Source organism: Kribbella qitaiheensis (assembly GCF_042657745.1).
Lineage (GTDB): Bacteria > Actinomycetota > Actinomycetes > Propionibacteriales > Kribbellaceae > Kribbella > Kribbella qitaiheensis.
In genome coordinates, this window is the sequence record NZ_JBHSKE010000024.1 from 22,130 (window position 1) to 44,090 (window position 21,961).

Consider the following 21,961-nt stretch of genomic DNA (forward strand, 5'->3'; position numbering starts at 1 on the left):
GACCGTAGTGTTCTGTCCGCGCAGGTGCGACCGGATTAGGGTGCGGGGTATGAGTCGGACTGTGGTTGTTGCTGGTGGCACCGGTGGGCTTGGGTCGGCGGTTACGGGGGAGTTCCTCGGGGCCGGGTGGCGGGTTGTCGTGCCCGGGCGACGGGCCGAGTCGCTGGCTGAGTTGGGGTCGCACGAGCGCCTGCAGACCCTGGTGGCCGATCTGTCTGATCCTGCTGACGCGGCTGAGGTTGCTCGGGTCGCGGCCGCGGATGAGGGTGCGCCGGTGCGGGCCTTGCTCAACCTGGTGGGCGGATTCGCCTCCGGCGAGCGCGTGCACGAGACGCCGATCGAGGACTTCGAGAAGCAACTCCGGCTAAACCTGCGCCCGACGTACCTGATCACGCAGGCGGTCCTGCCGCACCTGCTAGCCGGCGGTGGCGGATCGATCGTCTGTACGTCGAGTGGTTCGGCGCTGAAGCCGTTCTCGGGCGCGGCCGGTTACATCACCGCCAAGGCGGGCGTGCTCGCTTTCGCCGACGCGCTGAACGCGGAGTACGCGAAGGACGGCATCCGCGTGAACGTGATCCTGCCGAGCACCATCGACACCCCGGCCAACCGCGCCGCCAGGCCCAAGGCAGACACCAGCAAGTGGACGCCGCCGTCCCGGATCGCCACCGTGCTGCGCTTCCTGGCTGAGACCGACGGCGTCAGGGGCGCCCGCATTCCGGTGTGACCAAGGCCGCTGTCCACAACCCCAGACAGCGGCTTGCGCAGTATTCGAACCTCTGTGCGATGCTTGGGGAATGGGGAGCAACAGGCGCTATCCGCGCGAACCGCCGCCGGATCACAAGCGGCGCCACTGCTGGGTTCTCGGTACTGCGTACGAGCGGGGCCCGTGGCCCGGGCTGATCCTGGAGTGGCGGCGGAGCAACTCCGACGACTGGATGGCCCGGGTGGTCTACGTGCCGAACCCCAAGGAGGCGAAGTCCGTCGAGGCCTGGTTCGCGGCCGGGTTGTTGCGCCCGCTGGAGCCGTCCAGGGTGCCGCAAGGGCAGGTGGACTTTTGGTGACCGGGACGTCGCAGGATGAACTGTGGGTGAACCAACCCTCACGGTTGTCACCGTCGGTGAGGTACACATGAGGTGGGGGTAAACCGTTCGACCCGGTCCGGCGTCTGAAGAGGTGTGCGGCGTGGGTACCTGTCGCACGAACCCTCAGGGCTGACAGGGGAGGCCATGGGTCGTCGATCCCGCGCGAAGCGCGCCGACAGTTCGTCCGACGCCGCGCCGTCCGATGCGTCGGACGCCTCCGACGCGCCCGCCTCCGACGCCTCCGCCTCCGATGCGCCTGCCTCCGATGCGCCGGCTAGCGACGCGCCCGCGAGCCGTCCAAAGTACCGGTCGCTGCCGCTCTCGCTGTGGCTGACGCTGGTCGGCGCGCTGCTGCCCGGCCTCGGCCTGATGTTCGGCGGACGCAAGCGGCTCGGGGCGTTCGTGCTGACCCTGTGGATCGGGCTGGTCGGCCTCGCCGTCTACGTCGCGCTGACCCGGCGCGAGGAGGTGCTCGCAGCCGCGGTGGTGCCGAGCCTATTGCTGGCCGCCAGCGTCGTGATCGCCACGGTGGCGCTGCTCTGGATCGTGGTGATCGTCGGCTCGCACCGGTTGTTGCGTCCGGCAACTGGTGGCCGAGTTGCCCGGCTCACCGGTGCCCTGCTGGTCGGAGCGCTCACGTTCGCGATCGCCGCGCCGGCCGCGGTCGCAGTACAGAACGTGCTGGCCCAGCGCGACCTGGTGCAGAACGTCTTCGTCGCCCAGGACGAGAGCGAGAGCGCGACCCGGCCGTCGACCGTCGACGTGAAGGACCCGTGGGAGGACCGGCCCCGGCTCAACCTGCTGCTGCTCGGCGGCGACGACGGTCCGACGCGGATCGGAGTCCGCGCCGACACGGTGATCGTGGCCAGCATCGACACGAAGACCGGCGACACCTCGCTGATCTCGATGCCGCGACAGTTGACCTTCATGCCGTTCCCGAAGGACTCGCCGCTGCGCAGGTTCTACCCGAACGGCTTCGGTCAGGAGGGCCTGAGTCTCGAGGGCCGGCTGGAGTGGATGCTGACCGCGATGTACCAGAACATCCCGGAGGCGCATCCCGGCATCCTCGGACCATCCGACAACGAGGGCGCCGACGTGGTGAAGCAGTCGGTCGGCGAGGCGACCGGGCTGAAGATCGACTACTACCTGCAGGTCAACCTGCAAGGCTTCGACGACATGGTGGACGCGCTCGGCGGCATCACCGTCAACGTCAACGAGCGGGTCGCGATGGGCGGTATCAGCAGCGCACACATCCCGCCCGGCCAGTGGATCAACCCCGGCCCGAACCAGCACCTGAACGGCTTCCGCGCCCTCTGGTTCGCCCGCGGCCGGTACGGCGCCGATGACGACCAGCGGCAGATCCGTCAGCGCTGCGCGATCAAGGGCATCGTCGACGCGGCCGACCCGACCACCCTGGCCACGAAGTACCAGGCCATCGCGAAGGCCGGCAAGAACCTGCTTCGCACCGACATCCCGCAGGAACTCCTGCCCGCCCTGATCCAGCTCGCCTTCAAGGTCAAGTCGGCCACCGTCTCGAACGTCGCCCTCGACGTCGCGAAGCTCCGCCTCAAGTACCTCCACCCCGACTACAAGGGCCTCCGCGAAACGGTCGAGAAAGCCCTGTCCGCCAAGCCGGAACCCCCCAGTACCGCCCCCGGCGCCGGCCCAGCCCCAAGCAAGAGCACCCAGCCCGGCAAGACCACCTCGCCTGGCAAGCCAGGCACCTCCGTCAAGGCGACGCGCCCCGCCCCGACCGAGAACCTTGAAGACGCCTGCGCCTACCACCCCACCACCGACGAACCCGACGGCTGACTAGACCCCAGCCATCGGATCCATCAGCGGGTCTCGGTGGCCTGGGCTCGGCACGGCCGGCGCGGCGGAACGGAAGCGGAGTTGCGAGGGAAGGATGAGGAGAACGCAAACTCCCATACTCAGCACGTCCGCCCCGCCTGTTGTGGTTGCGCAATCAGCACAACCAGACCGTGATTTTCAAGCTGCTGACGCAGTCTGCGCGGATCGCCCTCACCCGCGAGGTGCAACAGACTCGGAATGATCAACACCGCATCGCGGGAGGCTCCTGCCTTTTGCAAACACTGATGCAGTTCATACGGAGCGGTTTCTATTTCGTCGATATACAGGGTATCCAGCTGTCTGTCATTGGATGCCGCGCATTCAAGAATCAGTTCCCGCGTCGCCGCGACCTCTCGGCTCGTCATCAGAAAATGCTTCTTGAAATAGCCAAAGGTCGCCAGCGTGATCACCCTCCCCGTGCACTGCTTCGGCAGGATCATTGGTGACCTGGCAAGCCGCGTAGCGGCGCCGCATCGCCCTCTCGTAGGCGGCTGCGGTTGGTACGTCATTCTCGTAGCTGAGAATGACGTGCGATCCGAGCCAGACTCGGACAACTCGCAGGTTCTCGATTGTCTCGGTCTCCACAGCTGAATCCCTCCACGCCGCCGCCCGGTCCCTGTAATGAGTCGGCCTTGATGTGGAAGAACCTATGGGCAGGCAGGCGGACGCCGTCACCACTCTGAGGGACGCTTCAGGGACGTCCTGAGATGCGCGAAACGTCCCGGGGGCTGTGTGGCGTCAGCGGAACCTGACTGGTCTGGTGGAGTCGAGCCCCACCGCCCTGGGCGATCTCAGGGGTTCTCGATGTCCAACATCAGGTTGATAGCGCGCTCGATGTCGATGAGATTGGGGAGCACTATGTCGGCTCCGCTGAGCCGGAGTTGAGTCTCCGAGTCGGGACCAGTCGCAACGGCGACGATTCGTGCGCCACCACGGTGCGCGGCTTCGATATCGCGCGGCGTATCACCGACTACGGTTGTGTTCCTGGCATCAAACCTGACTCCGTAGAGCCGGGTCGAGCGAGCTTTTGCCAACCTGACCAGCTCGTGGCGGTCTTCGCTATCAGACCCGTACGCGCCGGCGCGGAAGTCAAATAGTCCATCGAGCGCGAAAGCGGAGAGTTTGACAATAGCGTTCTCCAAGATGTTCCCCGTGACGATGGTTTGCGCCACATCGCCTCTGCCTGCCAATCTCTCCAGCACTTCATGGACGCCAGGTAATACGAAGCCGATCTCACGCAACTCGTCCTGGTGATCTAGGGCGGCGGCTTGGAGTGCAGCCTGAATATCAGGCCACTCTGGGGTTGGCATTTCATTGGATTCGAACATCTCACGCATGATCAGGCGGTCAGTCTTGCCCTCCGTTGCCGGCGGCACAGTAGGTGCGCGGGATGTCAATCGACAGTACGCGCCAGCATATATTGCTTTACTGACACCCGAATTCTCAATGAGTGTGTGGTCGATATCCCAGAGGAGCAGCCGTCTCACGGGTTCGACACTACGGCCTGTGAAGCGCACGACTCGCCTCTCGCCCAGGCGCCCATCCTAGTACGTTCTTGAAAAGTCCCTGGGTGTCCTGAATGATACGTACGATGAACGACCGCCTACGATCCGTGATGCTCCAGCAGTGTATGACGGTCCAAGCGCTGGCAGAGGCCTGCGCGGTGGACCCGAAGACCGTCGAGCGCTGGCTGTCCAAGAGCCGAGTGCCGCACAGGCGTTACCGCTGGAAGGCAGCCGAGCAACTTGGTGCCGATGAGGTGTACCTGTGGCCGGCAGTCGCTGAGCAGAAGTTGCACAGACGCCAGGCGGAATCGAATTCGGAACTGGTTCGGCTCCATCTCAATCGGGCCGCAGTCTCGCGAGATACCTGGCACAAGCTCATCAGCGAATCAGAAGAGGCGATCGACGTGCTGGTATTTTCTGGCACCTTTCTGTCGCAGATGCCAAATATCGGCAAGTTGCTTGCCGATCGCGCCCGCGCTGGAGTTGAGGTCAGAATCTGCTTCGGTGACCCAGATTCTCAGGCAGTAGCAATGAGAGACAAAGAGGAAGGTCTTGAAGATACTCTGGCTGCAAAGATTCGCGCCGCGCGAACCTATTTCCGGTCGATAACGTCGGAGGACAACTGCGAGGTTCGACTACATGAGACCACGTTGTATAACTCAATATTCCGGTTCGATGATGATCTGCTGGCCAACCCCCATGCCTGGGGACAGCCGGCGAGCGCCAATCCTCTTTTGCACTTCCGTCGGCTCGATATCGGGACAGGATTTTTTGATCACTACCGTGAGAGCTTCGAAGCTGTTTGGAAGTCAGCGGTCCGTTGGAACCCTGATATTTGAGGAATTGAAATGGCGCGCACTGAGTATTACGGCGACCCTGATGCGCCGACCCCTAACACGCTGATCCCGGCATGCAACATGTTGGTTGTCAATGATGCCGGTCAGTTGCTCATGCAGCGGCGCCGTGATACAGGTCAATGGGCGCTTCCCGGTGGCGCGCAGGAAATAGGCGAGACTCCGAGCGAGTGTGCGCTGAGAGAATGCTGGGAAGAAACCGGCGTCACGGCTGAGATCACCGGTCTGCTGGGAATCTATTCTGATCCGGGCCACATCGTCAGGTATGACGATGGTGAAACTCGTCAAGAATTTGAGATCACATTCATCGGTCGGCCGACAGGGGGTAGGCCCACAGTCAACGACGAGGCGAGCGAGGTTGCCTGGTTCGAATTCGGCGAACTGGCGCAGCTCGACATACACCCTTCGATGACACGTCAGATTGACGCCTACAGAGCGGGAGTCCGATCGCACGTTGACTAGGACCCATTGGCTGGACCAATCGAGTATGTTGCCGCCAACCGGGCCGGCGCCAACCACCCGGCAGCGCTGTCTACGCTTCCTGCCAGGCGCCGGCCGACCAGTGCGCGGCGCGCCGCGGCACCGGCAGTCGGTGGGCGACCACTTCAGCTGACCACGCCCCAGTCCGCAGCGGGCGGCCGTGTCCCTGTGGACGAGCTGTCCTGATCCTGCCAATCATCGGATCCATCAGCGGTGCCACTGTGGACAACTTGACCGCATCCGGCCAATCGCCAGAATTCTTGTAAATAAGGGCTTTCTGGTTCGAAAACTGTCCGTGGCGGTGTCTAGGCTCCTGGGTATGGAACTCGTGGATCTGCGACCGGCGTGCTCGATGAGCGGCAGCGAACTGCTGACCGCTCTCGACGCACTGCACGCCGACATCTCCACGCGCCTGACCTACCGGCTGCAGATCCTCGAACGCCTCGACGAGATCGGCCACGCCAAGGAACTCGGCGCTCCCGACACCATCCACCTGCTGTCACTGCGCCACCGCCTCGACCCCGGCGACGTTCGCCGAGACCTCGAGCTCGCCACCACCTTGAGCAAGTACCCGGCCGTCGCCGCCGCGCTCCCTGACCCTCTCGCAGCGACTGTTCACGACCCGGCCGATGCCGATGCCGGTCACGGTGACTGCGACGGTGTGGTCGAAACGCCACAGTCGTTGCCGGTTGTGCTGCATCCTGCCCAGGCAGAGGCGATCGTCACTGCGTTGGAGAAGATCCCCACCGCCGCGAAGGTGCCAGTTGAGGACCTGGAGGTCGCGGAGAGAGAAATGGTGGAGGCGGCCCGCCACCTGGCCCCCACCGAGTTGCGAAAGCTCGGCAAACGAGTCCGCGACACTCTCGACACCGACGGCCCCGAACCCGCCGAGGACAAGGCCTACCTCCGCGAGAACCTCTGGCTGAAGGATGCCGACCACGGCATCAAGTTCGGCGGCTTCCTGGCGAACGAGAACGCCGAAGCACTGAAGACCGCGATCCATGCCCTCGCGAAGCCCCACAAGACCATCGACGGTGAACTGGATCCCCGCCCCCGCGACAAGCGCCAAGCCGACGCCCTGTCCACCGTGCTCGCCATCGCCGCCGGCGCTGACGACACCGGCCACCGCAACCTCGCCATCTCGGTCACGATCGACTACACCGATCTCAAAGCCGCCATCTCCAACACCGACGGCGGCATCACCAACGACTCCAGCGCGACGTCCCCGGAGCAATCCGCCGGGCGAACCACTGGCGTCGAGGCCAGCAGCATCCCAACGGCGTACGGGGATCAACGCGCGACTGGTACCGGCGATCTCATCTACGGCGGCAGCCTGTCCGCGGGCGCGATCCGGCGGCTCGCCTGTGACGCGGGCATCATCCCGATCGTGCTCGGCTCGAACTCCGAGCCTCTAGACGTCGGCATGCTGCAACGATTCGTCAACCGCGCAATCCGCCGGGCGCTGATCAGGAGAGACAAGGGCTGCGTGGTGTGTGGAGCGCCACCGATCCACTGCGACGCCCACCACCTGATCCACTGGGCAGACGGCGGCCCAACCGCCCTGTGGAACCTCGTCCTGCTTTGTAAGGCCTACCACCGCGGCGTCCACGCCGGCTACTGGACCATCAAGATCAACAACGGCACCGTCGCCGTATCCCGCCCCACCTGGGCCGACCCACCCGCCGCCACGCGCCGAACCCCATCGCGGCGCCTCGCAGACGGTGATCCACCGACCCCAGCACCACCAACCACAACCTCCACCCGGACACCCGGCCGGGCGCACACCCCTGCCTCCACTGGCTCTGCCCTTGCCCCGACGGCCACAGACCCTTGCTCTACCTCTTCCGCCACCCACGCTGGTCCGACGTCCACTGCCAGGGGTGTGACCCCGCCCCCTGCACCCGCATCCACACCGGCACCGCCACCCGCACCGACTCGCGCGCCTGCCGGGGCACCCGCACCGGCACAGGCACCGGCGCGCGCCCTACGAGCATGGCCTTACGTCACCGACGTCCCTTGGATCACCGCAGCTGAGGCCAACCGCCTCAATCCCTGGGGAACCGACAACACCGCCTCCCCAGGCCCGTGACCGCCGCCTACGGACCGCCACCGCCCACCGGACCGGCGCGAACCACCCGACGAGCTGTCTGCGCGCCGCCTACCAGGCACGGACCTACCAGTTCGTGTGGCGCCGCGGCACCGGCAGTTGCCGTGCGCCAAGAGGTGCCGGCGCAACCGCCTGGACCTCGCGGCCGGCCTGCCGGGCGTGCGCCACGGGGAGCCGGCGCAACCGCCCGGACCTCGCGGCCGCCCTGGCCGGCGTGCGCCCACTCAGTACTCCGAGTCGCGGCTGCTGATTGCCGTGCCCTGGGGCCGTCGTCGGCGGCGGCGCGAACACGCCGGACCTGGTCCTGCGGGGGTAAGCCCGCGGGGTGAGGCCGAAATCGGCGCTCCCTCGTGCACCTCGCTCCAGACGATCTGCTCACCCGGGCGATCTCGCAGTACTCATCGTCCCCTGGGCCGCATGACCGCCCGTACCGCGAAACCGCCTGTCCGTCGGTACGGCGAAGACGGTGGCCCGCCTCGTACGCCTGCCCGCTCGGCTGTGCGACTAGACCGCGTGGCCGGCCTGTCGCCGGTACGGCCAACGCATGGCTGGCCGTCGGTGTGGCAGAGATGCCTGTCTGCCCAGGTGAGGGGCCGGCCGGGTGGTGCCATCCGGGGTTGGGGAGGCGGGGCTGGGAACGCGACCTGTCCGTCGGCGCTGCGGAGTGGCTCGGGTGGCTGTTAGGCGGTGCGGCGAAAAGGTTGTGGATGTTGGGTGTCGATCTGGTGGTGGGCCGGTCGACGTGAGAGTAAGTGTTCGGAGACTTCGACCAGGGGAGTAGACAGCGATGCGCTACATGATCATCAACAAGGCTGACGAGGACACCGAGGCGGGGCGGTTTCCCAGTGACGAGGTTGTCGAGGGGGTCGGCAAGCTGATGGACGACCTGACCAAGGCGGGTGTGCTGCTGATCGGCGAGGGTGTGCACCGCAGCGCGCTGGGTGCTCGGGTGAAGGTGTCCGGGGGTAAGCGGACCGTCACGGACGGCCCGTTCGCCGAGACCAAGGAGTTGATCGGCGGCATCATCGTCATCGACGTCCGGAACAAGGACGAGGCGATCGAGTGGGCTGCCCGGCTGGCGGAGGCGCTCGATGCCGAGGTCGAGCTCCGCAAGGTCGTCGAGGAAGCCGACTTCGCCCCGGACTCAGGCCTCTACCAGCAGTAGTCGCTGCCGCCAGTCGAGAAGCTCAACCAGCAGCAATCCAGCAGGCCCGCGTGACCGACGCGGGCCTGCTGCTTCGGGGTGGCGCTTGCTGTTGGGGCGGGGGTGGGGTTCTATCGGTCGGGTGACGGTAGCGGACACGTACGGGGATACGCACGGGGCGATCGATGCGGTCTGGCGGATCGAGTCGGCGAGGATCATTGCCGGCGTTGCGCGGATCGTGCGGGATGTCGGGCTGGCCGAGGAGCTGGCCCAGGACGCGCTGGTGGCCGCGCTGGAGCAGTGGCCGGAGTCGGGCGTGCCGAACAACCCCGGCGCCTGGCTGATGGCGATCGCCAAGCGCCGTGCGATCGACCTGATCCGGCGCAAGGAGACCTACCAGCGCAAGCTCGCCGAGATGGGCCACGAGCTGGAGATCGACGGCGACAGTGTCGAGGACGACGTCGAGGCGATCCTCGAGGACACCATCGAGGACGACCTGCTCCGGCTCGTCTTCACCGCGTGCCACCCGGTGCTGACCACGGATGCCCGGGTGTCGCTGACGCTCCGGCTGCTCGGCGGCCTGAAGACCGACGAGATCGCCCGGGCGTTCCTGGCTCCCGAGGCGACCATCGCGCAGCGGATCGTGCGGGCCAAGCGCAACCTTGCGAAGGCCGACGTGCAGTTCGAGGTCCCCACCGGCGACGACCTGATCCAGCGCCTGTCGTCGGTGCTCGAGGTCGTCTACCTGATCTACAACGAGGGGTACTCCGCGACCGCCGGCGACGACTGGATGCGTCCGACCCTGTGCAACGAGGCGATTCGGCTCGGCCGGTTGCTCGCCGAGTTGATGCCGGAGGAGCCGGAGGTCCACGGTCTACTCGCGCTGATGGAGCTCCAGGCCTCGCGCGCGAACGCCCGGGTCGGCCCGAACGGCGAGCCCGTGCTGCTGCTCGACCAGGACCGTCGCCGCTGGGACCGGCTGCTGATCCGCCGCGGCTTGGAGAGCATCGACCGCGCCTGGACCCTCAAAGGTACTCCCGGTCCCTATCTCCTGCAGGCAGCCATCGCAGCCTGTCATGCCCGGGCCGCCGAGGCCGACGACACCGATTGGGCTCGCATCGCGGGTCTGTACGACGTACTGGCGCAGGTGACGCCGTCTCCGGTGGTGGATCTCAACCGGGCAGTGGCGATCTCGATGGCCTTCGGGCCCGAGCGGGGACTCGTCGCGGTGGATGTGCTGGCTGACGAGCCGTCGTTGAAGGACTATCACCTGCTACCGAGTGTGCGGGGCGATCTGCTGTTCAAGCTGGGCCGGTTCGAGGAGGCGCGGGTGGAGTTCGAGAAGGCCGCCGGGCTGACCCGCAATGAGCGCGAGCGCGCTCTCCTGCTCGACCGGGCGGCGGCCTGCTAGAAATTCTCGGCCGGGGGGTGTCGATCCAGCCCTTTGACGTTCGACGCAGTGGTGCGGCCAGGTGAACGGCACCGGGTCTGCTCACCCCGGGCCTTCCGAGACGTCGGCCCCCTGAGAAGGAGCACCATCATGGAAAACGTCATCTCGGCCGACGGCACCTCCATCGCGTACGACCGGCTCGGCGACGGCCCGGCTGTCGTCCTGGTCTGCGGTGGATCGGTGGACCGGATGTCGAACGCCCCGCTGGCCGCGTTGCTCGCGCAGGACTACACCGTCTACAACTACGACCGCCGGGGCCGCGGCGACAGCGGCGACGCCGAGGTCTACGAGATCGAGCGGGAGTTCGAGGACCTGGACGCGGTCTTCGCCGTCGCGGGCGGCTCGGCGCACCTTTACGGGACCTCGTCCGGAGCCGCCCTCGCACTGCTCGCCACCGCCGCCGGCCGCCCGGTGAACCGCCTGGCGCTGTGGGAGCCGCCGTACATCCTCGAAGGCACCCGGGAGCGCCCGCCGGCCGATACCGCGTCGATCTACCGTGGTTTCGTCGCGGCCGGGCGCCGGGACAAGGCCGCGGAGTACTTCATGGCTGAGGTGGTCGGGCTGCCGGCCGAGTTCGTCGAGATGGCGAAGGCGTCGCCGTGGTGGCCCGCTCAGGAGGCGATCGCGCACACGCTCGCGTACGACGCGACGGTGATGGGCGACTACTCGGTCCCGGTCGAGGCGATCGCCGCCGTCATTCCTCCGACGCAGGTGCTGACCGGCGGAGCCGCCCCCGAGTGGATGAAGCTCGGCAACCAGGCCGTCGTGGATCAGTTGAAGGACGGCAGCCACCGGGTGCTGCCCGACCAGGAGCACAACGTCGACCCCGCCGTTCTGGCGCCCGCGTTGAAGGAGTTCTGGGGATGAACGCCGTGGTCTCGAAGGATGGAACGAAGATCGCCTACGACCGGCGTGGCGAGGGGCCCGCGGTCGTCCTGGTCGACGGCGCGCTCTGCAGTCGCGCGCAGGGACCGATGCCCGAGCTGGCCGAACTGCTCGCCGCGGGGTTCACCGTCTACAACTACGACCGGCGCGGCCGCGGTGACAGCGGCGACACCGCGGAGTACGACGTCGATCGCGAGGTGGAGGATCTGGCCGCGGTGATCGAGGAGGCGGGCGGGTCGGCGTACGTGTACGGCACGTCCTCCGGTGCGGCGCTGGCGCTGCGGGCCGCGGCGGCCGGAGTACCGGTGACCAAGCTGGTCCTGTTCGAGGCGCCATTCGTGGTCGACGACCAGCGCCAGATCCCACCGACCTGGGTCGCGGACCTGCGCGGCCTCGCCGACCGCCCGGGCGACGCGATCAAGTACTTCATGACCAAGGGCATCGGGCTGCCCGGCTTCGTCGTCACGATGATGAAGGTGATGCCGGCCTGGAAGCCGATGAAGGCGGTCGCGCACACAGTCTGGTACGACGCGGCGATCCTCGGCGACAACGTCCGGGGCAAGCCGCTCGACGCGTCGCAGTGGAGCGGGGTGACCGCGCCGGTGCTGGTCGTGGGCGGCGGCAAGAGCCCGGCGTGGATGCGTACCTCCGTCAGGGCGGTCGCGGACGCGGTACCAGGAGCGTCGCACCGGGAGATCCCTGGGCAGAACCACATGATCAAGGCGACGGCGATCGCGCCGGTGCTGACGGAGTTCTTCGGAGGTGGATCGCGATGAAGTTCCGGACCACGTTGCTGGGCACCACCACGACCGGGATCGAGGTGCCCGCGGAGGTCATCGTTGCCCTCGGCAAGGGCAAGAAGCCGCCGGTGGTCGTCACGGTTGCCGGATACACCTATCGCAACACCGTCGCGGTGATGGGTGGTCGGTACATGATCTCGCTGAGCGCGAAGAACCGCGAAGCGGCCGGGGTGGCCGGCGGGGACGAGATCGAGGTCGAGCTCGAGCTGGACACCGAGCCGCGGGACGTCGCCGTACCGGATGACTTCGCGGCGGCGCTCGACGCGGAGCCGAAGGCGCGGGCGTTCTTCGACGGGCTGTCGTACAGCCAGCGCAGCTGGTTCGTACTCGGGATCGAGGAGGCGAAGAAGCCGGAGACCCGGCGGAACCGGATCGAGAAGGCGGTCGAGCGGCTCGCCTCCGGCCGCGGCCAGCGCTGAGCCGCACCCACCCGTTACGTCCGAAGAACCTTGGCCTTGAAGCCGAGGTTCTTCGGACGTGAGAGGTCGATCAGAGCGTGATCAGACCGCCTGCGTTCGCGCGAGCCGCGTCGAAGCGGGCCTGGGCGTCCGCCCAGTTCACGATGTTCCACCAGGCCTTGACGTACTCCGGCTTCACGTTCTTGTACTGCAGGTAGAAGGCGTGCTCCCACATGTCCAGCATCACGAGCGGGATCTGCCCGGCCGGCAGGTTGGCCTGCTGGTCGTACAGCTGGTGGATCAGCAGGTTGCCCTGCAGCGCGTCCCAGCCGAGGATCGCCCAGCCGGAGCCCTGGATCGTGGTCGCCGCCGCGGTGAAGTGGGCCTGGAACGCGTCGAACGAGCCGAACGCCTCGTCCAGCGCGGCGCCGAGCTCGCCGTCCGGCTTGTCGCCGCCGTCCGGGGACAGGTTCTTCCAGAAGATGGAGTGGTTGACGTGTCCGCCGAGGTTGAAGGCGAGCGTCTTCTCCAGGCCGACGATCGAGCCGAAGTCACCCTTCTCGCGGGCCGCGGCCAGCTTCTCCAGGGTGTCGTTCAGGCCGTTCACGTACGTCTGGTGGTGCTTGCTGTGGTGCAGCTCCATGATCTCGCCGGAGATATGCGGCGCGAGGGCGCCGTAGTCGTAGGAGAGGTCCGGAAGCGTGTACGACGTGGTCAACTCTGCTCCTTCGTCAGGGCCCCGAAGGGCCGGTCTGCTGCGAGTCCGAGAGGTGCGCCGACCCGGTGCCCGTCGGGGCGCCCGGCCTAACCCACCTCCAGGCTCTACCTTGAAACTTCAACCAGTGTTGAGGTCAAGCGACACACCGTGCCGCCCGACCCGCTCCGGCCAGTCGCGGTCGGTGAACCACTCGGGCCCACCTGCAGGTCCTAGTCTGCCCCTTCCGTCCACCGGTCCGTAGGCGGCCTCGCAACAGTTCACCTTGTGGTCGTTCAAGGAGCCGGACCCGCGGTCGCTCGAGGGCTGGAAGGTGGTCGCCGATGAGCCGGACGCGCACCACCCACCGGCCGGCGGGAAGGCCGAACGGTGGGTGTGCAAGTCCGTCGTCAGCTGTCGGCCAGGACCGCGCGCAGGGTGGGATCGAAGGCGTCGGGGTCTTCCGCGAAGCCGGTGTGGTCGCCCGGGAAGCGGGTCGGGACGATGCCCAGGCCGGCGGCCAGCGCGGTCGAGGTCCGCTCGCAGAGCTGGCCGGCCGAGTCCTCGCCGATGCCGACCACGATGTGAACCGGGCCGTCTCGCAGGGCGTCGACATCCGGCTGCCAGCTGACGCTCTCGCCCAGCTCGTGCAGGAACCAGAACCGCTCGTCCGCGACCGCCTGCGGATCCCGCTCGCCGCCGAACATACCGTCGATCGCGTCCTCGGGCAGGAAGAGGTTCGCCTGCGCGAAGAACTTCCGCCACGCTCCGATCACGTCGCCGGACAGATAGGTCGCGCGCTGATCTGCCGACAGCGCGTGTTGCTCGGCCCGGTCGTCGAGCAGGTTCAGCAGCGGTGGTTCGTGGGCGATCACGGTGCTGACCAGGTCGGGATGGTGCTGCGCCAGCGCGAGCACGCTGACTGCGCCACCGCTCGAACCGAAGGCGATGGCCGGTCCGGCGCCGACGTGGGTGATCAGGGCGGCGAGGTCACCGGCTCGCAGCTCCGGGGTCGAGTCCTGCGCGGGATCGTCGAGCAGGCTGCGGTTGATCCCGCGCGAGTCGGTCGTCAACACCGTGTACTCCGTGGCGAGCAGGTCCGCCAGCGGCGCGAACGACCGGGCGTCCATGGGTGCGCCCACTAGGACGACGAGCGGACCGGTACCGCGCACTTCGTAGTACAGGCGGGTGTCGTCGAGGTCGAGGGTTTGGGCGGTCAGGGTCTGGTTCATCGGGTGCTCCTCATCGTGGTGGTTCCTCTTTCGGCCTCGCTGGTCGCGAGGTACTGGTTCAGGACGGCGGGTGCTGCGGCGGCCACCAGGACAGCCAGCGCCGCCGGGATCAGGAGGGCGATCGGCAGACCGGCCCGACTAGCGACGGAGCCGATCAGCGCGGGGCCAACGAGGCCGCCGCCGTAGCTGATGGTGGTGACGGTCGACAGCCGGCGGGCGGAGGCGCCGGACGTGCCCAGAGCGCTGACCACGACGGGCCAGACCACCGCCATCCCGGCGCCGGCGAGTACCCAGCCGACGATGGCTGTGCCGACCCGCGGCGTTTGGGTGGCGCCTGCCAGCAGGACCAGCCCGTACCCCGTCGTCGCGGTTCCGCCGGCGATCCGGATCGTTAACGCCGGCCCAAGCCGGGCACGTACCGGGTCGCCGACGAAGCGCACGACCGTCATCGCGACGAAGAAAGCGGTGTAGACGAGTGACCCAACCGCAGGAGTCGCCCCCAGTACCCGCGTCGCGTGCACCCCGGCCCAGTCCGTCGCCGCGCCTTCGGTGATAAAGGCCGCCGCCCCCACCACCCCAAGCCCGACCACAAGCCCACCCCGCCGAACCCCGCCCCGCCGAACCTCGCCTCGGGTGGCTCGCGCGGCGTCCTCCCGGGCGGCCTCGTCCCGGGCGACGCCCTCCCGGGTGTCTTCCGATGGGGTGCTGCTCTGCCTGGTGTCAGGCGTGCGGAGTTTCCTGCTGAGGGCGAGGGTCGTCGTGAACAGGACAGCGGCTCCGCTCAGCAGCAGCGGCTGGACGTCTACGCCGAGGTGTAGACCCGCGGTGACCAGAGCGCCTCCGAGGACTGCGCCGAGGGTCCAGGTGCCGTGCATCGTCGCCATCACCGGCCGGCCGCTCGCCCGTTCGACAGCTACCGCCTGCAGACTCAGAGCGACATTGAGCGCGCCGGACACAATCCCGAGCACGACAGCCGAGACGATCAGTACGCCGGCCGATGGTGCGAGGGCGGTGAGAGCCAGCGCCAGCGCCGCGCTTGGCATCGTCCACCGCAGCAAACACCGACCAGTCCACCGATCGGGCAGACGCCCGGCGATCGGCATCGCGACCAAGGCGCCGACAGCCAGAGCCATCAGCAGCTCGCCGAGCCGTCCGGCGCCGAGATCGAGCCGCGCGTCGGTGGCCGGCAACGTCGCGCCCCACAACGCGTTCAGTACGCCGGTCACCCCGTAGCAGCCAGCGGTCCGTCCTCGTGCTCCCATGCCTCGACCATGAGGCAGCCGGCGGCCCGGACTCCAACACCTGTTCGGCGCCTATTCACGCAGCTGGTGTGTTAATAAGGTGAGGTGCCCGACGACCTCGAGATCCGGCTGCTGCGGTACTTCGTCGTCGTGGCGGAGGAGCTGCACTTCAGCCGCGCCGCCCAGCGGCTCTTCATCGCGCAGCAGGCGCTCAGCCGCGACATCCGACGGCTGGAGGATCGCCTCGGCGTCCGGCTGCTCGACCGCACCACCCGCCGCGTCGAGCTGACGCCCTCGGGACGCAAGCTCCTGGTCCGCGCCCGCGAACTTCTCGCTCTGCACGACCTGACCGTCCGCGAACTCCGCGGCGAGGCTCCGTCGTTGACGGTCGACGTGGTCGGCCCAGGGCTCACCCCAGCGCTCGTGCTAGCCGCAGCCAGGCGGAAAGCGCCCGAGCTGGAGTTCTTCGCCCGCTTCCACACCGGTACCGAGCTGGCGGTGCCGTTGCTCCTGTCCGAGCGCCTCGACGTGAGTTTCGGCCGCAATCTCACCCAGGCCGACGGCCTGCGGGAGCGCGTAGTACGGCATGAACCGCTGGCGGTCCTGATCCCTGAGCGGCACCCGCTAGCCGAGCTTGCCGCCGTACCGCTGGAGGCCCTGCGGGGGACCGGCGTGTGCTTCCGGGCTGGGAATCACGCGACGCCGGCCTGGGACCACGCAGTACTCCAGTTGCTCGCGCCCTTCGGGGTCGACAGTGGCGGTGCTCATCCCCACGTCCAGGGTGCCGACGAACTCGCGCAACACGTGCGCGACCGCGACGCCCCGATCCTCACGATGACTACCCAGCCCGCGGTTGCAGGCGCCGTACTGCGACCTCTCGTGGATCCGGTGGTCCTCTACCCGTGGTCGATGATGTGGCGAGCCGACCTCGTCCATCCCGCGCTGGATGCGCTCAACGAGGCGGTCGACGAGCTCGCGGCCGACGACTGGTTGTCGATTCCGCCCGGAGCCTGGCTCCCCGAACCCGAGGCATCCAGAACCATCTCCACGAGATCAGCCGAGTAGGGATCGGCGGAGGAAGGCGAGTTCCAGGTGCAGGAGGTTCTCGATCGTCTGCGGGTCGGAGATGCTGTGGCCGTGCGACGGCCAGACGTTCGTGTCGGCGAGGCCCTGGATGATCAGCAGCGGCCGGGTCAGTTGGTCGACGTACGGCGGCAGCGAGGTGCGCCGGTAGGCCTCGGGGTTCGCTGCCGGGTGCCCGAGGAAGCGTTCTTTCCAGTACGTGTCGTAGCCGCGCTGATCGCTCACCGCCGCGCCCGCGATCCCCGCGTGCGATCAGGCCGCGAAACCGAGCTTGCGGAGCAGGTTCTGGTGGGCGAACTGGCCGTAGTACTCGACCAGCTCGGCGATCCGGTCGTCCCGGAAGGTCGCGCGAATGATCAGCCGGTTCTCGTACTTGTCGCCGTTGAGGAACTCCGCGACCATCCGCTCCTCGATGACGGCGACGGCGGGATCGTCCGTCTGGTGGAACAGGACATCGTGGACGTTGATGCTCCGGGCCTGTGCGACCAGTCCGTTGAAGGCTGCGCGCAGCGTCTCGTGGCCGGTCAGGACAGGTGGCAGACCGGGCACCGGCAAGGCCGCCTCGTAGCGACCGTCCTCGGTCCAGCAGCCGATGAACGCCTCGATGTCACCGGCGTACAGCAGCTTGCTGGAGCGGCTCCAGATCGCTTCGTTCCTGCTCCGGGCGGCGACGAGATCGACGGCGGGGATGGTGTTCGTGCTCATGATGGTTCTCCTCAACTCACAGGTTCGGGTTCGACAAGGTCGGGCGGCTTCGGTTCGAAGGGGTCAGGCGATGAGGCCGACACCGCGTGGCGGCGTGGCGGTTCCGTGCATCCGGCGGGCGTAGCGGCGGAAGGCGCGGCGGCCGAGCGGCGGCAGCAGGCGGCGTACGGGCGCGGGGAGCTTGCGAAGCTCGAGGCCGATCACTTCCGGATCGCCTTCGTAGAGCATCATCCCGAAGCCCAGCACCATCTTCCGCTTGGGGATCGAGGACATGCCCTGCTCGGTGAACTCCTCCCACTCCGCCGCCGTGAGCTGCCTGGCCATGATCGGCAGCAGGTGCGTCTCCTCCGCGTGCAAGTGCTCGAACAGGGCCGTGCACAGGCTTTCGAGGACTGTCGCCAGCCGCTCGCCGTCGGCGTCCGATGACGTACGACGCCACGTGTCCACCGCTTTGTGAGCCTGATCCAGCTGCTCGGCCACCTGCTCGTGCTGGCTCTGCATCACGTGCACCAGCGGCGCGAGCTCCTGCGGAACGCGCTCGAGCAACGCCTCCCACAACAGGTCGTCCTCGATGGTGTGGTGGTGATGCAGCAGCGACAGGAACAACTCCACGTGGTCCGCCACCGCCGCGGTACGTCGCCGGTCGCCGGCCGCAGTCCGCCGTACGGCGGCCGGGCTCAGCCCTAGCTCGCGGCGGAAGTTGCTGTGCGCCACCTTCATCATCCGTACGTCGGTGAGCCCGGGTCCGTGCAGCCGGTGCTCGTCCGTGGTCCGGTTCGTCATCGCCCTTCCTTCCTCTCAGGTGATCCGATTCCTCTCGGGTGATCCGATCCTGGGACCGGGGCCTTGGAAGTCGCCTGGAGCCGACTTGGAGGCATCCGCTGACAACCGGAGGCCCGGCCGGTTAGGTTCGAGGCGTGCGGTTTCGGGTGTTGGGGCCAGTCGAGGTTCTCGATGCCGACGGAGGGCTGGTCCAGCTCGGTGGCCAGAAGCAGCGAGCCCTGCTCGGCCTGCTGATCGCGTCCGGCGGCAGAGTCGTCCCGGTATCCCGCCTGGTGGATGAGCTGTGGGGGGAGAACCCACCGCCGAAGGTGCTGGTGTCGGTGCAGTCCTACGTGGCGAATCTCCGCCGCGTGCTCGAGCCCGACCGGGCGGCCAGAGCGCCCGCCCGGGTCATCGTCACTCAGCCGCCGGGCTATTCGCTGGCCGCCGCCCAGCTCGACGTGGTCGAGTTCGAGGAGTTGGTGAGCGCTGGCCGCGAAGCCCTGTCGAGGGATCCTGGCCGAGCCGGCGAACTCCTCCGGGCTGCGGCAGACCTCTGGCGTGGTGACCCGTACGCCGACCTCATCGCCGTCGCACCTGCGCTGGCAGCCGAGGCCGCCAGATTGGTGGAGCTCAGCCTGCTCGCCACCGAGGACCTGTTCCGGGCCGACCTCGCGTCGGGCCACCACGAACAGGTGGTCGGCAAGATCGAGCAACTGGCCGCCGCCCATCCGCTGCGTGAATCAGCCTGGGGACTGCTCGCGGTCGCCCTCTACAGATCCCAGCGCCAGGGCGCCGCGCTGGACGCGTTGCGGCGAGCCAGGCGAATCCTCGCCGACGAGCTCGGCGTCGACCCCGGCCCGGAGCTGAGGCGCCTGGAGAAGGCAATCCTCGACCAGGAACCAACCCTGGACGCCTCCCCGCGCGCCGTCAGCACCGCGCCAACCCCCGGTATGGCGAACAACCGCCCGGGCGCAGGCAGCCCGTCGGACACGGACGGTCCGCCGGACGCGGGCAGTTGGCCGGGTGCCGGTGGGAATCACCTGGTCGGCCGGGAGGAGCCGTTGACTCGGCTAGCCGGACTTCTCGTCGAGGCGGCCGCGGGGCGGGGGAACGTGGTGCTGATCACCGGGGAGCCGGGGATCGGCAAGACCGGTCTGGCCCGGGCGTTGACCGCGACGGCCGCGGCGATGGGCCTCAACACCGGCTGGGGTCGCTGCGAGGAGACCGCCGGAGCGCCGCCCTTCTGGCCGTGGTCGCAGGCCTTGGCAGACCTGAACCCGGCGACCGGCGACACCGTGAGGGCGAGAACACCGCTGGCGGCGCTCATTCCAGATCCGGCCGCGGAAGTGTTGGATGCGAATACTGCGGTCTTCCGGTTGGCCGAGGCGGCGGCTGCGTTGTTGCGCGAGGCCGGCGCGACCTTGCTGGTGCTGGACGACCTGCACCGCGCGGACGGGGACACTCTCCGCCTGGTGGGGAGCCTCGGCCAGATGCTGACCGGCCTGCCGGTGCTGCTGGTTCTCACCAGCCGCGATGCGGAAGCGGACATCACGCCGGAGGTCGCCGAAGTGCTGGCCGAGCTCGCCCGTGCGGAACTGGTCCGGATCGGCCTTCGCGGGCTGGACGAGACAGGCATCCAGACCTATGCCCGGCTCCATCACGACATCGAGCTCCCCGCCGCGGTCGCGGAAGCGTTGGCTCGACGGACGAACGGCAACCCGTTCTTCGTCGGCGAGCTGATCCGGTTGCTGGCGGACCAGCGGCAGCTGACCGAAACGGGTGCGGCCGAGCTACGGGTTCCGGACGGCGTCCGTGACGTGGTGCGCCGGCGGATCGCTCAACTACCCGATGAGGTGGGACGGTATCTGGAGGCTGCCGCGGCCTACGGAGCCACCTTCGATGCCGACCTCGTCGAGGAGGCGTCAGGCCTGACCGCCGCAGAGGCTGTCACCGCCACCGAGGCCGCGTTGCTGGCCGGACTGATCGTTGCCGATGGCCCCGATCTCAGATTCACCCACGCTCTGGTGAGGGAGGCCGTCTACGTCCGGCTGCCACTGGGGCGGCGGCGCGAGTTGCACGCCGCGATCGCCGGGCTGCTGGAGCAGCGGACCGGGCGGATCGGACTGGCCGAGCTCGCCCACCACTACGGTGAAGCCGGCCCGGAACACGCGCGTGCGGCCTGGACCTATGCCGTCCGCGCGTCCGAGCTCGCCGCGCGGCAGTCCGCTCCCGCCGAGGCGGCCCGGCTGCAGGATCTGGCGTTGACCTCCGTGTCGCGGGACCGCACCGCCTCCGCCACAGACCGGTTCGACGTACTGCTCGGTCTGGCGCGGGCCCGGAAGCGGGCGGGGCAGGAGATCCAGGCCTGGGCCGCCGCACGCGAGGCTGCGGAGGTCGCCCTCGAGGCCGGAGATGTGGTCGCGGCAGCGACTGCCGCGGTGGCGGTCACCACCGACGCGATCTGGAGTTGGCGCGAATACCTGGTGGTCGACTTCACCGGTGTCGCCCTGTTCGAGCGACTACTGCGGGAGCTTCCGGCGGGACACGAGGTGGTGCGGGCACATCTGCTGGCGGCACTGGCGGCCGAGATCTACTACCAACCGGACACGGTCGACCGGGCCGTGGAGCTCTCGACGGAGGCAGAGTCACTCGCACGGAGTTACGGAAGCTCGGAGGATCTGGCGAGGATCCTGGAGCTCCGCCATCTCGCCTACGAGCGTCCGGGACTGCTGGGCGAGCGGTTGTCGGCTGCTCGCGAATTGCTGGAACTCGCGGAGGCGGCGGACGATCCGGTGGCGGTCTGCCGGGCACTGGTGTTCCTTGGCCGGGATCAGCTCGAGCAGGGTGAGGTGGCCGCGGGACTGCGGGACTATCAGCGTGCCCGCGGGCTGGCCGAGACGTACTCGCTCGCGCCCGTGCTGGTCACCCTCGTCTGGGCCGACGCGGTCGTGGCTGTGGGCAGGGGCCGGTTCGACGACGCCGAGCAAGCCACCGCGACGGCGGCCGAGTTCCACGCAGGCACGACGCTGGCCGGCGCCGCCTCGCTTCCGATCGCTCTGGCGGCGACGCTCGGTCTGGCGCGGGGCACGCTGGCGGCCATCGAGCCGATGCTTGCCGAAGCAGCCGCCTTCTCCGGGCTGGCGTTGCTGCGCGAGTGGCACGCCTTGGCGTTGGTGAGCGCCGGGCGGATCGAGGAGGCGGCCGCAGCGCTGGGGCCTTGGCGTCAGCAGCCCGAGGTACCGCCTGACTATCTCTGGCTGACGCATCTCGCGATCCGCGCCGAGCTCTGGTCCGCCCTGGGCTCAGCGGAGGCTGCCCGGGAGCTGTATGCGCAGCTGGCGCCGTACGAGGACCGGCTCGTCATCGGTGGCACTGGGATCACCATCGCGGGGTTCGCCGGGCACCATGTCGGACTTCTCGCCCGGACGGTCGGCGAACTCGATACGGCCGTTCACCACCTGCAGACGGCTCTTGGCCGCAACGAATCGGCCGGGCTCTGGCCGTTCGCCGCCGCGACCGCACGCGAGCTGGCTGCCACCCTGAGGCAACGCGACCGGCCCGGCGATCGGCAGACCGCGGCGGCCGTGGAGGCCCGCGCGTCCGGGTGGATCAGCGGCGGCAGCGGGCGACTGGTGGTCCTGCGTGACCAGACCAACTCAGGGGGCGAATAGACTCGGGGACCGAA

The 21,961-nt window shown here is 68.2% G+C and carries 21 protein-coding genes; 13 read left to right on the top strand and 8 right to left on the bottom strand.

Annotated elements, in window-relative coordinates:
• The first annotated feature begins 49 nt into the window (after positions 1–49).
• From ACFPJ1_RS19680 to ACFPJ1_RS19690, 3 genes are all read left to right on the top strand, one after another.
• Positions 50–724 (top strand): SDR family NAD(P)-dependent oxidoreductase, encoded by a 675-nt coding sequence (locus ACFPJ1_RS19680; protein ID WP_380105781.1) that lies wholly within the window; start codon positions 50–52, stop codon positions 722–724.
• 70 nt (positions 725–794) lie between these two features.
• On the top strand, positions 795–1,061 hold the full coding sequence (locus tag ACFPJ1_RS19685; RefSeq protein ID WP_380105783.1) for a hypothetical protein: 267 nt from the start codon (positions 795–797) through the stop codon (positions 1,059–1,061).
• 165 nt (positions 1,062–1,226) lie between these two features.
• On the top strand, positions 1,227–2,894 hold the full coding sequence (locus tag ACFPJ1_RS19690; RefSeq protein ID WP_380105785.1) for an LCP family glycopolymer transferase: 1,668 nt from the start codon (positions 1,227–1,229) through the stop codon (positions 2,892–2,894).
• Between the two features lie 119 nt (positions 2,895–3,013).
• Here the strand turns inward: ACFPJ1_RS19690 and ACFPJ1_RS19695 are convergent, their stop codons facing one another.
• The gene (locus ACFPJ1_RS19695) at positions 3,014–3,373 is read right to left on the bottom strand and encodes a hypothetical protein (protein WP_380105787.1); all 360 of its coding nucleotides are present in this window, start codon (positions 3,371–3,373) and stop codon (positions 3,014–3,016) included.
• Positions 3,374–3,724: 351 nt separating this feature from the next.
• A complete protein-coding gene (locus tag ACFPJ1_RS19700; RefSeq protein WP_380105788.1) occupies positions 3,725–4,420 on the bottom strand; it encodes an HAD hydrolase-like protein in 696 nt (231 codons plus the stop codon).
• A 104-nt stretch (positions 4,421–4,524) separates the two neighbouring features.
• On the opposite strand from ACFPJ1_RS19700, the gene ACFPJ1_RS19705 reads away from it, so the two are divergent.
• The 8 genes from ACFPJ1_RS19705 (at position 4,525) to ACFPJ1_RS19740 (ending at position 12,577) form a co-directional block, all read left to right on the top strand.
• Entirely contained in the window at positions 4,525–5,277 is a 753-nt protein-coding gene (locus tag ACFPJ1_RS19705) for a helix-turn-helix domain-containing protein (protein WP_380105790.1), read from the top strand.
• Positions 5,278–5,286: 9 nt separating this feature from the next.
• Positions 5,287–5,754 carry an NUDIX domain-containing protein gene (locus ACFPJ1_RS19710; RefSeq protein ID WP_380105791.1) on the top strand — a complete coding sequence of 156 codons (468 nt, stop codon included), beginning with the start codon at positions 5,287–5,289 and terminating at the stop codon, positions 5,752–5,754.
• Between the two features lie 337 nt (positions 5,755–6,091).
• On the top strand, positions 6,092–7,861 hold the full coding sequence (locus ACFPJ1_RS19715) for an HNH endonuclease signature motif containing protein (protein ID WP_380105793.1): 1,770 nt from the start codon (positions 6,092–6,094) through the stop codon (positions 7,859–7,861).
• A gap of 805 nt (positions 7,862–8,666) precedes the next feature.
• On the top strand, positions 8,667–9,044 hold the full coding sequence (locus tag ACFPJ1_RS19720; protein WP_380105795.1) for a YciI family protein: 378 nt from the start codon (positions 8,667–8,669) through the stop codon (positions 9,042–9,044).
• A gap of 121 nt (positions 9,045–9,165) precedes the next feature.
• On the top strand, positions 9,166–10,434 hold the full coding sequence (locus ACFPJ1_RS19725; RefSeq protein WP_380105797.1) for an RNA polymerase sigma factor: 1,269 nt from the start codon (positions 9,166–9,168) through the stop codon (positions 10,432–10,434).
• A gap of 129 nt (positions 10,435–10,563) precedes the next feature.
• Entirely contained in the window at positions 10,564–11,340 is a 777-nt protein-coding gene (locus ACFPJ1_RS19730) for an alpha/beta fold hydrolase (RefSeq protein WP_380105799.1), read from the top strand.
• A complete protein-coding gene (locus tag ACFPJ1_RS19735; protein ID WP_380105800.1) occupies positions 11,337–12,134 on the top strand; it encodes an alpha/beta fold hydrolase in 798 nt (265 codons plus the stop codon). The genes ACFPJ1_RS19730 and ACFPJ1_RS19735 overlap by 4 nt, the downstream gene beginning before the upstream one ends.
• Complete coding sequence (locus tag ACFPJ1_RS19740) at positions 12,131–12,577, top strand: YdeI/OmpD-associated family protein (protein ID WP_380105802.1); 447 nt, start codon at positions 12,131–12,133, stop codon at positions 12,575–12,577. The genes ACFPJ1_RS19735 and ACFPJ1_RS19740 overlap by 4 nt, the downstream gene beginning before the upstream one ends.
• 70 nt (positions 12,578–12,647) lie before the next feature.
• Here the strand turns inward: ACFPJ1_RS19740 and ACFPJ1_RS19745 are convergent, their stop codons facing one another.
• The 3 genes from ACFPJ1_RS19745 to ACFPJ1_RS19755 form a co-directional block, all read right to left on the bottom strand.
• Positions 12,648–13,274, bottom strand: a complete 627-nt coding sequence (locus ACFPJ1_RS19745) for a superoxide dismutase (RefSeq protein WP_380105803.1) — start codon at positions 13,272–13,274, stop codon at positions 12,648–12,650.
• Between the two features lie 386 nt (positions 13,275–13,660).
• On the bottom strand, positions 13,661–14,482 hold the full coding sequence (locus ACFPJ1_RS19750) for an alpha/beta fold hydrolase (RefSeq protein ID WP_380105805.1): 822 nt from the start codon (positions 14,480–14,482) through the stop codon (positions 13,661–13,663).
• Positions 14,479–15,744, bottom strand: a complete 1,266-nt coding sequence (locus ACFPJ1_RS19755) for an MFS transporter (protein WP_380105807.1) — start codon at positions 15,742–15,744, stop codon at positions 14,479–14,481. The genes ACFPJ1_RS19750 and ACFPJ1_RS19755 overlap by 4 nt, the downstream gene beginning before the upstream one ends.
• Positions 15,745–15,828: 84 nt before the next feature.
• Between ACFPJ1_RS19755 and ACFPJ1_RS19760 the strand changes: the two genes are divergently transcribed.
• Positions 15,829–16,788: a LysR family transcriptional regulator gene (locus tag ACFPJ1_RS19760; RefSeq protein ID WP_380105808.1), complete on the top strand. Its 960-nt coding sequence runs from the start codon at positions 15,829–15,831 to the stop codon at positions 16,786–16,788.
• Here the strand turns inward: ACFPJ1_RS19760 and ACFPJ1_RS19765 are convergent.
• The 3 genes from ACFPJ1_RS19765 to ACFPJ1_RS19775 all read right to left on the bottom strand — a co-directional run bounded on the left by ACFPJ1_RS19765 (position 16,777) and on the right by ACFPJ1_RS19775 (position 18,294).
• Positions 16,777–17,046: an alpha/beta hydrolase family protein gene (locus ACFPJ1_RS19765; RefSeq protein WP_380105879.1), complete on the bottom strand. Its 270-nt coding sequence runs from the start codon at positions 17,044–17,046 to the stop codon at positions 16,777–16,779. The genes ACFPJ1_RS19760 and ACFPJ1_RS19765 overlap by 12 nt on opposite strands.
• 12 nt (positions 17,047–17,058) lie before the next feature.
• Positions 17,059–17,511, bottom strand: coding sequence for a nuclear transport factor 2 family protein (locus tag ACFPJ1_RS19770; protein ID WP_380105809.1), 453 nt, complete (start codon positions 17,509–17,511; stop codon positions 17,059–17,061).
• Between the two features lie 63 nt (positions 17,512–17,574).
• Positions 17,575–18,294 carry a hemerythrin domain-containing protein gene (locus ACFPJ1_RS19775; RefSeq protein WP_380105811.1) on the bottom strand — a complete coding sequence of 240 codons (720 nt, stop codon included), beginning with the start codon at positions 18,292–18,294 and terminating at the stop codon, positions 17,575–17,577.
• Positions 18,295–18,428: 134 nt separating this feature from the next.
• Here ACFPJ1_RS19775 and ACFPJ1_RS19780 point away from each other — a divergent pair, with 134 nt between their 5' ends.
• Positions 18,429–21,947, top strand: coding sequence for a BTAD domain-containing putative transcriptional regulator (locus tag ACFPJ1_RS19780; protein WP_380105813.1), 3,519 nt, complete (start codon positions 18,429–18,431; stop codon positions 21,945–21,947).
• Positions 21,948–21,961: the final 14 nt, after the last annotated feature.

What these genes read in the sequence shown, in the direction of transcription:
- ACFPJ1_RS19680 (WP_380105781.1), top strand. Translation starts at nt 50, where the DNA reads ATGAGTCGGACTGTGGTTGTTGCTGGTGGCACCGGTGGGCTTGGGTCG.
- ACFPJ1_RS19685 (WP_380105783.1), top strand. Translation starts at nt 795, where the DNA reads ATGGGGAGCAACAGGCGCTATCCGCGCGAACCGCCGCCGGATCACAAG.
- ACFPJ1_RS19690 (WP_380105785.1), top strand. Translation starts at nt 1,227, where the DNA reads ATGGGTCGTCGATCCCGCGCGAAGCGCGCCGACAGTTCGTCCGACGCC.
- ACFPJ1_RS19695 (WP_380105787.1), bottom strand. Translation starts at nt 3,373, where the DNA reads ATGATCCTGCCGAAGCAGTGCACGGGGAGGGTGATCACGCTGGCGACC.
- ACFPJ1_RS19705 (WP_380105790.1), top strand. Translation starts at nt 4,525, where the DNA reads ATGAACGACCGCCTACGATCCGTGATGCTCCAGCAGTGTATGACGGTC.
- ACFPJ1_RS19710 (WP_380105791.1), top strand. Translation starts at nt 5,287, where the DNA reads ATGGCGCGCACTGAGTATTACGGCGACCCTGATGCGCCGACCCCTAAC.
- ACFPJ1_RS19715 (WP_380105793.1), top strand. Translation starts at nt 6,092, where the DNA reads ATGGAACTCGTGGATCTGCGACCGGCGTGCTCGATGAGCGGCAGCGAA.
- ACFPJ1_RS19720 (WP_380105795.1), top strand. Translation starts at nt 8,667, where the DNA reads ATGCGCTACATGATCATCAACAAGGCTGACGAGGACACCGAGGCGGGG.
- ACFPJ1_RS19730 (WP_380105799.1), top strand. Translation starts at nt 10,564, where the DNA reads ATGGAAAACGTCATCTCGGCCGACGGCACCTCCATCGCGTACGACCGG.
- ACFPJ1_RS19735 (WP_380105800.1), top strand. Translation starts at nt 11,337, where the DNA reads ATGAACGCCGTGGTCTCGAAGGATGGAACGAAGATCGCCTACGACCGG.
- ACFPJ1_RS19740 (WP_380105802.1), top strand. Translation starts at nt 12,131, where the DNA reads ATGAAGTTCCGGACCACGTTGCTGGGCACCACCACGACCGGGATCGAG.
- ACFPJ1_RS19750 (WP_380105805.1), bottom strand. Translation starts at nt 14,482, where the DNA reads ATGAACCAGACCCTGACCGCCCAAACCCTCGACCTCGACGACACCCGC.
- ACFPJ1_RS19755 (WP_380105807.1), bottom strand. Translation starts at nt 15,744, where the DNA reads ATGGGAGCACGAGGACGGACCGCTGGCTGCTACGGGGTGACCGGCGTA.
- ACFPJ1_RS19770 (WP_380105809.1), bottom strand. Translation starts at nt 17,511, where the DNA reads ATGAGCACGAACACCATCCCCGCCGTCGATCTCGTCGCCGCCCGGAGC.
- ACFPJ1_RS19775 (WP_380105811.1), bottom strand. Translation starts at nt 18,294, where the DNA reads ATGACGAACCGGACCACGGACGAGCACCGGCTGCACGGACCCGGGCTC.